This window comes from Pseudomonas sp. IT-P218 (assembly GCF_949767605.1).
GTDB classification, from domain to species: domain Bacteria; phylum Pseudomonadota; class Gammaproteobacteria; order Pseudomonadales; family Pseudomonadaceae; genus Aquipseudomonas; species Aquipseudomonas putida_AE.
This window is the reverse complement of the sequence record NZ_CATKQQ010000011.1, coordinates 181,255-194,024: the sequence shown is the minus strand read 5'-3', so window position 1 is coordinate 194,024 and position 12,770 is coordinate 181,255. Positions and strand designations below refer to the sequence as shown.

The window sequence follows — 12,770 nt, the reverse complement described above, 5'->3', positions numbered from 1 at the left end:
GCTCAGGTGCGCTCGGCCCAGGCCGCGCTGCTGAAAAATTTCATAGTGACCGCATGGATGCTGCCATCGGTGATCCATGGGTTCAAATGGGCATAGATCTGCTGCTGACGCTTCACCGGGCTCAACGCCGCCAGTTCATCGCTAATCACGTTCAGCTGGAAATTGCAGCCTTCGCCCTCGACTTCTACATTCGTTCCGGGCAGCTTTCCTTCAAGAAAGCTCTTAACTTCGTTGGCCTGCATGCTCAACCTCAATCGGCGCCCTGTGCGCGCGGGTCGGACATCATACAAAAAAGCCCCGCGCCTGCGAACCCCGGGAAGCAGGACTCTGACGGGGGGCTTCCTTATAGATGCGGGTTAGGGATGCGCCAACAGCTCGGTCAGCTCACTGACCTGGGCTATTTCGCGCATATCTTCTGGCATCCCGCGGATGCTCAGCGCCTTGCCGGCCGCCTGGGCATCACGCATGAAACACAACAGCAACGACAGACCGACGCTGCTGGACTTCTCCACCGCTGAACAATCGACCACCACGGCCGCGGCCTTGCTGGAGTTAATCAGCGACTGCCCCTGCCGGCGCAGTTCCGGACCGGTTCGATAATCCAGCACACCGCTGAGCCGCAGCTCGCCGGCCTCGTCCATGCGGACCGCCGACTCACTCATTGGGTCTGTTTCTCGGTGGATTCCTTGGCCTTGGCGACTTCCCCTGCCCAACCATTGATGGTTTTGTCCAGGTCGTTGCCATTGCGCTGCATCGCATCAGCGAACTGATCACGGAACAGCTTGCCAATGTTGATGCCGTTGATGATGACGTTACGCAGCTTCCACTCGCCGCCGACCTTCTCCAGCGTGTAGGACACAGGATAGATCGCGCCGTTGCTGCCCTTGACCGTCATGCCGACGCTGGTACGTTCGCCCGACTCGTCCTTGGCAGGATCAACGGTGATGCCCTGGTTGTTGTACTCGAGCAGGGCATTGCCATAGAACTGGAACAGACCTTTCTTGAAGTTTTCTTCAAAGGTCTTCATTTGCGCAGGTGTGGCTTTGCGCGAGTACTTGACCGTCATGATGCTCTTGGAAATGCCCTCGGCATCCACCACCGGGCCGACAATGCTGTTGAGCGCCGCATAGAAGTCCTGCGGGTCCTGCTTGTATTTCTCTTTGTTGGCGGCCAGGTCGGCCAGCAACCGGTTGGTGGTGTCCTGGACCAGTTCGTGCGCGGAAGGCGCCGCCACGGCGTTAGCCACCAACGGCAAGGCCGCGAGCAAAACCAACAGGCCACGTCGCAAGGTAGAGATCATTCAAAAGCTCCTCATTTGGCGTCTTTGCTAACGGTATTGAGCAGGAATTTACCGATCAGGTCCTCGAGCACCAGCGACGACTGGGTGTCATGGATGGTCCCGCCATCCTTGAGCAGGGCTTCTTCCCCACCCACGCTGATACCGATGTACTTCTCGCCCAACAGGCCAGCGGTCAGGATAGATGCAGTGGAGTCTGCCGGTAGATTATCTACACGCTTCTCCAGCTGCATGGTCACCCGACCAGTGAAACTGTCGCGGTCCAGATCGATTGCCGTGACCTTGCCGATGGTCACACCGGCCATGGTCACCTTGGCTCTGACAGTCAATCCGGCGATATTGTCGAAATACGCATAAAGTTTATAGGTTTCGGTGTTCGGGCTCGGGGACAGGCCACTGACCCGCAACGCCAGCAACAGCAAAGCCAGGATGCCAGCCAGCAAGAAAAGGCCGACACCGATTTCCAGGGTGCGGTTTTGCATCAGAAATCTCCAAACATCAAGGCGGTCAGAATAAAGTCCAGGCCGAGCACAGCCAAAGAGGCATACACCACGGTCTTGGTAGTGGCACGACTGATCCCTTCTGAAGTGGGCTCACAGTCATAGCCTTGGAATACGGCGATCCAGGTCACGACAAAGGCAAAAACCATGCTTTTGATGATGCCGTTGAGCACATCGTCGGCAAACGTCACGCTGTTCTGCATGTTCGCCCAGTAGGAGCCGTCATAGACACCCAGCCAGTCGACGGCCACCCAGGAACCGCCCCAGATACCCACCACGCTGAAAATCATCGCCAGCACCGGCAAGGAAATGAAGCCGGCCCACAGGCGCGGGGCAATGATGTACTTGAGCGGGTCCACCCCGATCATTTCCAGGCTGGAGAGCTGTTCGGTGGACTTCATGTTGCCGATTTCCGCCGTCAGCGCCGAACCGGCACGCCCGGCGAACAGCAATGCGGTGACCACCGGCCCCAGTTCACGCAGCAGCGTCAGCGCCACCATCTGCCCCACCGCCTGCTCCGAACCGTAGCTGGACAGGATGTTGAAGCCCTGGAGCGCCAGCACCATGCCGATGAATATCCCGGAGACCACGATGATCACCAGGGACATCACCCCCACCGAATGCAGTTGCTTGACCAGCAGGCCAAACCCGCCACCGATACCGCCGCGTCCCAGCAGTGCATGAAACAGGAAAATCGAGGAGCGCCCGAACACCGCCAGCACATCGATGCCCGCGTGGCCGAACCGGCGCACCCTTTCCAACAGTGAAATCTTGCGCATCAACGCTTCCCCAGAAGATCTGCGCGGTAATCCGTCGCTGGAAAGTGATAGGCGACCGGACCGTCGGGCTCGCCTGTCATGAATTGACGGATACGCGGCTCGTCCGAGTTCATCAGTTCGTCGGGCGTGCCCTGCCCCAATACCTGGCCATCGCCGACCACATAGATGTAGTCGGCAATGCTGGCGGTTTCGGCCAGGTCATGGGACACCACGATACTGGTAATGCCCAGCGCATCGTTGAGCAAGCGGATCAGACGCACCAGCACGCCCATGGCAATGGGGTCCTGGCCGACAAAAGGCTCGTCATACATGAGAATCTGTGGATCGAGCGCAATCGCCCGCGCCAGTGCGACGCGACGTTTCATGCCGCCGGACAGCTCGTCGGGCATCAGGTCGATGGCGCCACGCAACCCCACGGCCTGCAATTTGAGCAGGACGATGTCGCGGATCATTTCTTCGGGCAGCCCGGTATGAACGCGCAACGGGAAGGCGACGTTCTCGAAGACATCGAGGTCGGTAAACAGTGCGCCACTCTGAAACAGCACACCCATGTGCTTGCGTGCATCGAACAGATCACTGCGCGACAACGTCGGCAGGTTCTGGCCATTGACCCAGACTTCGCCACTGGCAGGCCGCAACTGCGCGCCCATCAGGCGCAACAGCGTGGTCTTGCCACATCCGGAAGGCCCCATGATGCCGGTGACCTTGCCGCGCGGGATGCGGATATCAATGTTATTGAAAATGCTGCGCGTACCGCGCTTGAAGGTCAGTCCCTTCAGCTCGACCGCGTAGGCGTTATCGGCGCTCATCTAAACTCCTTGCGATGCAGCCTCACACTCGGACGCCTGGCTTCCTGACAAAAGCACACTACCTCCTGGGCGGGCCGAACTGGCGGCGAACTATATCACTGCAAGCGGCACGCGCCCAAGGCCAATGCCGGGCCATGTTCAGCAACATGACAGCCAGGAAGGCTCAATCCAGAGGGGATTAGGTAACAATGAATGACAATGGGCAACGAACTTGCGTGAGGGTTTGAACCATACCGGCTATAATCGCCGCCTTTTCATCAGGCTAAACATTTTCGAAATGAGCCAATCCAGCGACCTGATCAAGTCAGCACAACGCACCATCCGCCTCGAAGTGGAAGCCGTAAAAGGCTTGCTGCCCCGTATCGACGCGGATTTCGTGCGCGCCTGCGAAATGATTCTGGCCAGCAAAGGCCGTGTCGTCGTGGTCGGCATGGGCAAATCGGGGCATATCGGCAACAAGATCGCCGCGACCCTGGCCAGTACTGGCACCACGGCCTTTTTCGTTCACCCCGCCGAGGCCAGCCATGGCGACATGGGCATGATCACCCGCGACGACATCATCCTGGCGCTGTCGAATTCCGGCTCAACCAATGAAATCGTCACCCTGTTGCCACTGATCAAGCGCCTGGGCATCCAGTTGATCAGCATGACCGGCAAGCCCGACTCACCGCTGGCCAAGGCCGCCGAGGTCAACTTGAATGTGCATGTCGAGCATGAAGCCTGCCCGCTGAACCTCGCGCCCACCTCGTCGACGACCGCCGCGCTGGTCATGGGCGATGCCCTGGCCGTTGCACTGCTGGAAGCCCGAGGTTTTACCGCCGAGGATTTCGCCTTTTCCCACCCGGGCGGTGCATTGGGTCGTCGCCTGCTGCTGAAAGTCGAAAACGTCATGCACGCCGGGCAGGAGCTGCCGCAAGTACAACGCGGCACCCTGCTCAAGGATGCGCTGATGGAAATGACCCGCAAAGGCCTGGGCATGACCGTGGTGCTCGAGGCCGATGGCAAGCTGGCCGGGATCTTCACCGACGGCGATTTGCGACGCACGCTGGACCGCAGTATCGACATCCACAGCGCCACCATCGATCAGGTCATGACAGCCCACGGCAAGACGGCCCGCGCCGAAATGCTCGCCGCCGAGGCCCTGAAAATAATGGAAGATCACAAAATCAACGCGCTGGTCGTGGTCGACAGCGAAGATCGCCCGGTCGGCGCCTTGAACATGCACGACTTGCTGCGTGCGGGAGTAATGTAATGAGCGCTGACCTGCTGCAACGCGGCAAACAGATCAAGCTGGCGGTGTTCGATGTCGACGGCGTCCTGACCGACGGGCGCCTGTACTTCCTCGAAGACGGCAGCGAATTCAAGACCTTCAACACGCTCGACGGCCAGGGCATCAAGATGCTGACGGCGGCCGGCGTGCAAACCGCCATCATCAGCGGGCGAAAGACCCCGGTGGTCGAGCGACGGGCGAAGAACCTCGGCATCCCCCACCTGTATCAGGGCCGCGAGGACAAACTGGTGGTGCTCGACGAGCTTCTTGGCCAACTCGGCCTAAGCTATGAGCAGGTCGCCTACCTCGGTGACGATTTGCCGGACCTGCCAGTGATCCGCCGCGTCGGCCTGGGCATGGCCGTGGCCAATGCCGCCAGCTTCGTGCGCGAGCACGCTCACGGCATCACCCAGGCCCGAGGTGGCGAAGGTGCCGCCCGTGAATTCTGCGAATTGATCCTGCGCGCCCAAGGCCGTCTCGATGAGGCTAACGCCGCGTACCTGTGAGCCAGATAATGCTAAGTAAAAAGTTTCGCAACATACTGGTGTTCGGTAGCATCACGGCGATTTTCGCTGCGGTCGGCTACTGGAACATCAGCCCGGAACGCTTCCTCGACAAGCCGGTCGTGCAAGTCGATGAGAGTGCGATCGACTATTACGCCACCAACGCCCACAGCGTACAGTTCCTGCCGGACGGCAGGCTGCAGTACGAGATGACGTCGGACAAGGTCGAGCACCTCAAGGCCACCGAGGTGACGCTGCTGACAAACCCCGACCTGAACATGTTCCGCGGCACCGAGTTTCCGTGGCACGTGCAGAGCGAAAAAGGCGAGGTCAATCCCGACGGCACTGAGGTCGAGTTGATCGATTCGGTACGCATTACACGTTTTGACGAGAAAAATCGCAGGACGCTGATCACCACCACTCGCATGACCGTGTTCCCGCAGCAGCAATATGCGCAGACCGAGCGAGACGTTAGAATCGACGGCGCTGGCGGTGTATCGACTGGCAAGGGAATGAAGGCGTATTTGAAAGAAAGCAGGATACACCTGCTATCGAACGTAAGAGGACAGTATGAGGCTCGTTAAAACCCTCCCTATTTTGCTCAGTCTGGGCGCTGCACTGGGAAGCGTGAGCGCCTGGGCTCTGCCGGACGATCAACAGCAGCCTATTCGCATTCAGGCCGACGATGCCCAGCTGGACGACAAGCAAGGCATCGCCACGTACACCGGCGACGTCATCATCACCCAGGGCTCGATGAAGGTCACCGGCAACAAGGTGACCATGACCCGCGCGCCGAACGGCGACATCGACGTGGTGACCTCGGTGGGCAACCTGGCCTACTTCGAGCAAATGCAGACGGCTGGCGACTCCAAGCCGGTGCAGGGCTGGGGCGTGACCATCCAGTACCTCGCTCCGCAAAACCGCGTCGTGCTGATCGACAAGGCCAAAGTCATCGACAAGGACAACAACGTCACCCAAGGCGAGAAAATCGTCTATGACACCGAGAAGAAACTGGCCAGCGCCGGTCGCGCCACAGGCAGCAAGGTGACCGAGTCGCGTCCGCGCATCGACATGGTGATCCAGCCGAAAAAGAAAACCGACGAGCAAAAGGCCCCGTAATGGCAACTCTGAAAGCCCAGCACCTGGCCAAGAGCTACAAGAGCCGCCAGGTCGTGCGTGACGTCAGCCTGTCCATCGACAGCGGCCAGATCGTCGGCCTGCTCGGCCCCAACGGCGCCGGCAAGACCACCTGCTTCTACATGATCGTCGGCCTGGTACAGGCCGATCAGGGCCGCGTGCTGATCGATGACCTCGACGTCAGCCACCAGCCGATGCACGGTCGCGCCAAGGCGGGTATCGGCTATCTGCCACAGGAAGCGTCGATCTTCCGCAAACTGTCGGTGGCCGACAACATCATGGCCATCCTCGAGACCCGCAAGGAACTCGACAAGGCCGGCCGCCGCAAGGAACTGGAAAGCCTGCTGCAGGAATTCCACATCAGCCACATCCGCGACAACCTCGGCATGAGCCTGTCCGGCGGCGAACGCCGCCGCGTGGAAATCGCCCGGGCACTGGCCACCAACCCGAAATTCATCCTGCTCGACGAACCGTTCGCCGGCGTCGACCCGATTTCAGTGGGCGACATCAAGCAGATCATCCATCACCTCAAGGCCAAGGGCATCGGCGTGCTGATCACCGACCACAACGTCCGTGAAACCCTGGATATCTGCGAAACCGCCTACATCGTCAACGATGGCCAACTGATCGCCGAAGGTGACGCTGAAACCATCCTGGCCAATGACCTGGTCAAGGAAGTGTACCTGGGGCACGAATTCCGTCTGTAAGCGTCGAGGTGTCCGGCGGGTCGACCGAGCGCTCGGCGCAATAAAAAATCAACCTTTTTTTATTGTTACAGCGCTCTAGGCAAACGCCGCGGTTTCGGGCATATAATTTGCTTATGTTTGGCGCTCCGGCGCCCTGTAGTGGATGGCGCATGTGCGCCGGCGAATAAGGTGTTAAGCCCCTGCCATGAAACCATCGCTAGTCTTGAGAATGGGCCAGCAGCTGACGATGACACCGCAGCTGCAACAGGCCATCCGCCTGCTCCAATTGTCGACCCTGGACCTGCAACAGGAAATCCAGGAGGCCCTGGAGTCCAATCCGATGCTCGAGCGCCAGGAAGAAGGCGACGACTTCGACAATTCCGACCCGCTGGCCGACAACGCCGAACACAAGCCCAGTACCGACATCCAGGAACCCTCTTACCAGGAAACCGCCCCGACGGTCGATAACCTCGAGGAAGGCGACTGGAACGAGCGCATTCCTAACGAACTGCCGGTCGACACCGCCTGGGAAGACGTGTACCAGACCAGTGCCAGCAGCCTGCCGAGCAACGATGACGACGAGTGGGATTTCACCACCCGCACATCGGCGGGCGAGAGCCTGCAAAGCCACCTGCTGTGGCAATTGAACCTGGCACCGATGTCCGACACCGATCGCCTGATCGCCGTGACCCTGATCGACTGCATCAACAACCAGGGTTATCTGGACGAGACGCTGGAGGAGATCCTCGAAGCCTTCGATCCGGAACTGGACATCGAACTGGACGAAATCGAAGCCGTCCTGCACCGCATCCAGCAATTCGAACCCGCCGGTATCGCTGCCCGCAACCTGGGCGAATGCCTGCTGCTGCAATTGCGCCAGCTACCCGCCAAGACGCCTTGGCTGGCCGAGGCCAAGCGCCTGGTCACCGACTACATCGACTTGCTCGGCAGCCGCGACTACAGCCAGCTGATGCGCCGCATGAAACTCAAGGAAGACGAACTGCGCCAGGTGATCGAACTGGTGCAGAGCCTCAACCCGCGCCCTGGCTCGCAAATCGAGTCGACCGAAGCCGAATATGTGGTGCCCGACGTGATCGTGCGCAAGGACAACGAGCGCTGGTTGGTGGAGTTGAACCAGGAGTCGGTGCCGCGCCTGCGGGTCAACGCCCAGTACGCAGGCTTCGTGCGCCGTGCCGACACCAGCGCCGACAACACCTTCATGCGCAATCAGCTGCAGGAAGCCCGCTGGTTCATCAAGAGCCTGCAGAGCCGCAACGAAACCCTGATGAAAGTGGCCACGCAGATTGTCGAGCATCAGCGCGGCTTCCTGGAGTACGGCGACGAGGCCATGAAACCGCTGGTGCTGCATGACATCGCCGAAGCGGTCGGCATGCACGAGTCGACGATTTCGCGGGTGACCACGCAGAAATTCATGCATACCCCTCGGGGCATCTATGAACTGAAATACTTTTTCTCCAGCCACGTCAGCACCTCCGAGGGCGGAGAATGCTCGTCCACGGCGATTCGCGCGATCATCAAAAAACTGGTGGCGGCGGAAAATCAGAAAAAGCCGTTGAGTGACAGCAAGATCGCTGGTTTACTGGAGGCACAAGGCATTCAGGTGGCTCGCCGCACCGTCGCCAAGTACCGCGAATCCCTCGGGATCGCGCCTTCGAGCGAACGCAAGCGGTTGATGTAGGGCCACGCCACAGCGTTCCAGTGGCAGATCATCTGGATCTGCCGCTTTATGCACTGGCAACGAAGGAGAAGCTGTATGCAAGTCAACATCAGTGGACACCAACTGGAAGTGACCGAACCTCTTCGCACCTACATCGGCGAAAAACTCGAACGATTGGAGCGACATTTCGACAAGATCACCAACGTGCAAGTCACGATGTGCGTCGAAAAGCTGAAGCAAAAAATCGAAGCCACGCTGCATATTCCCGGCAATGAGGTCGTCGCAAACGCGGAACATACTGATATGTACGCAGCTATCGACTTACTGACCGACAAGCTGGATAAACAACTCAAAAAGCATAAGGAAAAGACCCAGAGCCTCCTCCAGGGCGCTACGGGTCGTTAACACTCCCAACCCATGATCCGACTTGAAAGCATCCTGACCCCCGGCCGTTCCCTGGTGAACGTGCCGGGCGGCAGTAAAAAGAAAGCCCTCGAGCAAATTGCCAACCTGATCGCCCGGGAAGTGCCGGATCTGGAGATGCAAGATGTCTTCGAGGCTTTGATCGCCCGTGAAAAACTCGGTTCGACCGGTTTTGGCAACGGCATCGCCATTCCCCACTGTCGCCTGAAGGGCTGCACATCGCCCATCAGCGCCTTGATGCACCTCGACGCCCCTATCGATTTCGACGCCATCGATGGCGCCCCGGTTGACCTGTTGTTCGTGCTACTGGTCCCGGAAGCCGCTACCGATGCGCACCTGGAGCTTTTGCGCCAGATCGCCAGCATGCTCGACCGCAAGGAAGTGCGCGAAAAACTGCGCAGCGCCGCGAGCAATGAAGCCTTGTATCAGGTTGTCCTGGACGAGCAAAACGGTCACTAATCATGCGCTTGATCATCGTCAGCGGTCGTTCCGGCTCAGGTAAAAGTACCGCCCTCGACGTCCTCGAGGACAACGGCTACTACTGCATCGACAACCTGCCTGCCGGTTTGCTGCCCGAACTGGCCGAGCGCGCGCTGATTCACACCGAGCTGGCGCAACCGCTGGTTGCCGTATCCATCGATGCGCGCAACCTGCCAAGTCACCTGTCGCGTTTCCCCGAACTGCTGGCCGAAGTGCGCAGCCGCCACATCCAGTGCGATGTCCTGTACCTGGATGCCGACGAGGAAACCCTGCTCAAGCGTTTCTCGGAAACCCGCCGCCGTCACCCGCTGAGCAATGCCAATCGCTCACTGGCCGAGGCGATCAACGACGAGACCACCCTGCTCGGGCCGATTGCCGACCTGGCCGACCTCAAGCTCAACACCACCAGCCTGAACCTGTACCAACTGCGCGATACCATCAAGCTGCGCCTGCTGAACCAGCCGGAACCCGGCACGGCATTCCTCGTGGAGTCGTTCGGGTTCAAGCGTGGCATGCCGGTCGACGCCGACCTGGTATTCGATGTGCGCTGCCTGCCCAATCCTTACTGGAAGCCGGAACTGCGCGAGCAGTCCGGGCTCGACCAACCGGTGGCCGATTACCTGGCGGCGCAACCCGATGTCGAGGAGATGTTCCAGGACATTTCTACGTACCTGCTCAAATGGCTGCCACGCTTTGCCGCCAGCAACCGCGCCTATGTCACTATTGCCATTGGCTGCACCGGCGGCCATCACCGCTCCGTCTACCTGACTGAACGTCTTGGCCAGGTCCTGCAGCAATCCCTGAAGAACGTCCAGGTTCGCCACCGCGACCTCAGCTAAAGGATTCACACCGCGATGCCTGCTCTGGAAATCGAAATCATCAACAAGCTGGGCCTGCATGCCCGCGCTTCGGCAAAATTCGTTGGAATCGCCGGTCAATTCAAGGATTGCACGATCAGGGTAGGACGCACGCCAGAGACCACCGTCGACGGTAAAAGCATCATGGCGATGATGATGCTGGCCGCCGGCAAGGGCACCAGGATTTACCTGAGCACGGAAGGCGAGCAGGAACAGGAAGCGCTGGATGCGCTGGTGAAGTTGATCAACAACTACTTCGACGAAGGCGAATAAAGGTCAAGATCAAAAGATCGCAGCCTGCGGCAGCTCCTACATGGGATCGTGTTTACCTGTAGGAGATGCCGCAGGCTGCGATCTTTTTAGGCCAACGCCGTATCCATCACCATCATCAGGCAAAACCCGATCAGCAGCCCAAGGCTTGCCAATTTGTCGTGACCATTGCGGCGCGACTCGGGAATCACTTCGTGGGTGACCACCAACAGCATCGCCCCCGCCGCCAGCGCCAACCCCAAAGGCAACAACAGTTCGGCCAGGCTCACCAGCCATGCGCACAACAGCGCGAACACTGGCTCCACCAACCCTGAAGCAGCACCGATCAGGAAAGCCTTGAACCGCGACATCCCGGCTCCCGCCAGCACCAGCGCGATCACCAACCCCTCCGGCACATCCTGCAGGGCAATGCCCATCGCCAGGCTGTCGGCGTCAGGCATGCCGCCACCGGCCGACACGCCGACCGCCATGCCTTCGGGGATGTTATGGGCAATGATGGCAAACACGAACAGCCAGATCCGTGGCGCAATGACCGGATGCTCCACGGTGCCGACGAGCATTTGCGGTGAAGCACCCGAGACCTGGCAATCCACCAGGAACAGACCGAAGGCGCCGAGCAGGATGCCAAGACACATCAGGCCGCTGGCAGCCCACGGACTCATGCCCAGGTTTTCTGCCGCGGCAATGCCCGGCATGATCAGCGAAAACGCTGTCGCCGCGAGCATGACGCCAGCACCAAAGCCCAGCAGCGAATCGCTGAGTGCCTGGGGCATGCGCCGGATCACCAGCACCGGCACAGCCCCGAGCGCCGTGCCCAGGGCGCAGATCGCACCGCCCTGCAACGCCCGCGACAGCCGCGGTTCAAGGTCCAGCCAGGCCAGCCCATGTGCAACCAGCAAGCTCATGCCCGCCAGCAGTAACAGCGATCCGAATGCGTAACGAAACATTCGTCCACTTCCGATCGCCAGCGTTTCAGTGCCCATAATCAGCCTTGGGTTGTTTTTATAAAGGACTCAGGCCAGTGCCGCTTGATAGCGCGCCGCAACTTCCGGCCAATTGATCACGTTGTAGAACGCGCTGATGTATTCCGGACGGCAATTCTGATACCGCAGGTAATAGGCGTGTTCCCACACATCCAGGCCGAGGATCGGCGTATTGCCGTTCATCAACGGGCTGTCCTGGTTGCCGCTGCTTTCCACGACCAGGGTCTTTTGTGGGGTTACGCTCAGCCACGCCCAGCCACTGCCGAAACGGGTCAACGCCGCCTTGGTGAAAGCGTCCTTGAAACTGTCGAGGCCACCCAGCTGCTCATCGATCGCCTTGGCCAGCGCGCCTTCAGGCTTGCCGCCGCCGTGCGGCGCCATGACTTCCCAGAACAATGAATGGTTGGCGTGGCCGCCGCCCTGGTTGATCACTGCCGCACGGAGCTTCTCCGGCAGTTGCTGCACGGCGGCCACCAGCTTTTCCACTGGCCACTCGGCGAACTCGGTGCCCTCGACCGCAGCGTTGAGGTTGTTGATATAGGTCTGGTGGTGTTTGGTGTAGTGGATTTCCATGGTCTGCGCATCGATGTGCGGTTCCAGGGCGTCGTAGGCATACGGCAAGGCAGGCAGGGTAAAAGCCATGTTCAGTGGACTCCATGATGGTGAGGCGCAGGGCGATGCGACGGTGAGGCAGTCTCGATGTGCAGCAACCGATGGGTGCGTGGATATTCACCGTGCTCGCTGATGAAATTCAGCAGTTCGACGTAGGTCTTGTTGCTCTGGCGCAGCGCCGCTTCACGCAGCGCTGGCGTCAGTCGCGGGTCCTGCACGGTCTGTAGCAGGCGCTGGTGGATGGCGCACAGGTACTCGGCGCTCTCCTCCGGCTGGTTCAGGCGCAAATGCAGGTCCGCCAGGTTGTGATGGGAGATCACGCAGGCCGCCACCGCTTCATCGGCATTTGCCCAGCGCTCGAACAGCACCTGGGCCAGGGCCAATGCCTGCAAGTAAGCCTCGCGGGCATCGACCAGCTCGCCCAACATGAAACAGCGATTTGCCCTTTCGATCGTGCGTTTCCAGTGTTCCATGGTGAGCCTCCAA

Annotated in this window: 19 protein-coding genes; 10 read left to right on the top strand and 9 right to left on the bottom strand. The window is 59.8% G+C overall.

Translation table 11 applies throughout. The annotated features are described in order from the left end of the window. Positions 1 to 2: 2 nt before the first annotated feature. From ACM6I6_RS07490 to ACM6I6_RS07465, 6 genes are all read right to left on the bottom strand, one after another. Complete coding sequence (locus ACM6I6_RS07490; RefSeq protein WP_274074003.1) at positions 3 to 242, bottom strand: BolA family protein; 240 nt, start codon at positions 240 to 242, stop codon at positions 3 to 5. Positions 243 to 356: 114 nt separating this feature from the next. Continuing rightward, complete coding sequence (locus ACM6I6_RS07485; RefSeq protein WP_274074004.1) at positions 357 to 662, bottom strand: lipid asymmetry maintenance protein MlaB; 306 nt, start codon at positions 660 to 662, stop codon at positions 357 to 359. Next, positions 659 to 1,300: a phospholipid-binding protein MlaC gene (locus tag ACM6I6_RS07480; protein ID WP_274074005.1), complete on the bottom strand. Its 642-nt coding sequence runs from the start codon at positions 1,298 to 1,300 to the stop codon at positions 659 to 661. Before ACM6I6_RS07480 ends, ACM6I6_RS07485 begins: the two co-directional genes overlap by 4 nt. 11 nt (positions 1,301 to 1,311) lie before the next feature. Next, a complete protein-coding gene (gene mlaD, locus ACM6I6_RS07475) occupies positions 1,312 to 1,779 on the bottom strand; it encodes an outer membrane lipid asymmetry maintenance protein MlaD (protein ID WP_034147091.1) in 468 nt (155 codons plus the stop codon). Beyond that, positions 1,779 to 2,576, bottom strand: coding sequence for a lipid asymmetry maintenance ABC transporter permease subunit MlaE (mlaE, locus tag ACM6I6_RS07470; RefSeq protein ID WP_274074006.1), 798 nt, complete (start codon positions 2,574 to 2,576; stop codon positions 1,779 to 1,781). Before mlaE ends, mlaD begins: the two co-directional genes overlap by 1 nt. After that, positions 2,576 to 3,385 carry an ATP-binding cassette domain-containing protein gene (locus tag ACM6I6_RS07465; RefSeq protein ID WP_323605555.1) on the bottom strand — a complete coding sequence of 270 codons (810 nt, stop codon included), beginning with the start codon at positions 3,383 to 3,385 and terminating at the stop codon, positions 2,576 to 2,578. The genes mlaE and ACM6I6_RS07465 overlap by 1 nt, the downstream gene beginning before the upstream one ends. A 277-nt stretch (positions 3,386 to 3,662) precedes the next feature. Between ACM6I6_RS07465 and ACM6I6_RS07460 the strand changes: the two genes are divergently transcribed. From ACM6I6_RS07460 to ACM6I6_RS07415, 10 genes are all read left to right on the top strand, one after another. Further along, a complete protein-coding gene (locus ACM6I6_RS07460) occupies positions 3,663 to 4,637 on the top strand; it encodes a KpsF/GutQ family sugar-phosphate isomerase (RefSeq protein ID WP_323605554.1) in 975 nt (324 codons plus the stop codon). Continuing rightward, a complete protein-coding gene (locus ACM6I6_RS07455) occupies positions 4,637 to 5,161 on the top strand; it encodes an HAD family hydrolase (protein WP_323605553.1) in 525 nt (174 codons plus the stop codon). Before ACM6I6_RS07460 ends, ACM6I6_RS07455 begins: the two co-directional genes overlap by 1 nt. Positions 5,162 to 5,169: 8 nt before the next feature. Continuing rightward, a complete protein-coding gene (gene lptC, locus ACM6I6_RS07450; RefSeq protein ID WP_274074010.1) occupies positions 5,170 to 5,742 on the top strand; it encodes an LPS export ABC transporter periplasmic protein LptC in 573 nt (190 codons plus the stop codon). Continuing rightward, a complete protein-coding gene (gene lptA, locus ACM6I6_RS07445; RefSeq protein ID WP_323605551.1) occupies positions 5,729 to 6,277 on the top strand; it encodes a lipopolysaccharide transport periplasmic protein LptA in 549 nt (182 codons plus the stop codon). The genes lptC and lptA overlap by 14 nt, the downstream gene beginning before the upstream one ends. Then, entirely contained in the window at positions 6,277 to 7,002 is a 726-nt protein-coding gene (gene lptB / locus ACM6I6_RS07440) for an LPS export ABC transporter ATP-binding protein (RefSeq protein WP_008054366.1), read from the top strand. The genes lptA and lptB overlap by 1 nt, the downstream gene beginning before the upstream one ends. A 184-nt stretch (positions 7,003 to 7,186) precedes the next feature. Further along, a complete protein-coding gene (locus tag ACM6I6_RS07435; protein WP_274074012.1) occupies positions 7,187 to 8,680 on the top strand; it encodes an RNA polymerase factor sigma-54 in 1,494 nt (497 codons plus the stop codon). Positions 8,681 to 8,755: 75 nt separating this feature from the next. Next, positions 8,756 to 9,064 carry a ribosome hibernation-promoting factor, HPF/YfiA family gene (gene hpf / locus ACM6I6_RS07430; protein WP_274074013.1) on the top strand — a complete coding sequence of 103 codons (309 nt, stop codon included), beginning with the start codon at positions 8,756 to 8,758 and terminating at the stop codon, positions 9,062 to 9,064. Between the two features lie 12 nt (positions 9,065 to 9,076). Further along, on the top strand, positions 9,077 to 9,541 hold the full coding sequence (gene ptsN, locus ACM6I6_RS07425) for a PTS IIA-like nitrogen regulatory protein PtsN (RefSeq protein ID WP_274074014.1): 465 nt from the start codon (positions 9,077 to 9,079) through the stop codon (positions 9,539 to 9,541). Between the two features lie 2 nt (positions 9,542 to 9,543). Further along, positions 9,544 to 10,401: an RNase adapter RapZ gene (gene rapZ / locus ACM6I6_RS07420; RefSeq protein ID WP_083348227.1), complete on the top strand. Its 858-nt coding sequence runs from the start codon at positions 9,544 to 9,546 to the stop codon at positions 10,399 to 10,401. A 15-nt stretch (positions 10,402 to 10,416) separates the two neighbouring features. Then, complete coding sequence (locus tag ACM6I6_RS07415) at positions 10,417 to 10,692, top strand: HPr family phosphocarrier protein (protein WP_046820553.1); 276 nt, start codon at positions 10,417 to 10,419, stop codon at positions 10,690 to 10,692. Between the two features lie 86 nt (positions 10,693 to 10,778). Here the strand turns inward: ACM6I6_RS07415 and ACM6I6_RS07410 are convergent, their stop codons facing one another. Genes ACM6I6_RS07410 through ACM6I6_RS07400 form a run of 3 tightly spaced genes read right to left on the bottom strand, consistent with a single transcriptional unit; the run spans position 10,779 to position 12,757 of the window. Next, positions 10,779 to 11,672, bottom strand: a complete 894-nt coding sequence (locus ACM6I6_RS07410; RefSeq protein ID WP_274074015.1) for a ZIP family metal transporter — start codon at positions 11,670 to 11,672, stop codon at positions 10,779 to 10,781. A 30-nt stretch (positions 11,673 to 11,702) separates the two neighbouring features. Next, positions 11,703 to 12,314: a superoxide dismutase gene (locus ACM6I6_RS07405; protein ID WP_323605547.1), complete on the bottom strand. Its 612-nt coding sequence runs from the start codon at positions 12,312 to 12,314 to the stop codon at positions 11,703 to 11,705. Between the two features lie 2 nt (positions 12,315 to 12,316). Continuing rightward, complete coding sequence (locus tag ACM6I6_RS07400; protein ID WP_274074016.1) at positions 12,317 to 12,757, bottom strand: hypothetical protein; 441 nt, start codon at positions 12,755 to 12,757, stop codon at positions 12,317 to 12,319. Between the last annotated feature and the right edge of the window lie 13 nt (positions 12,758 to 12,770).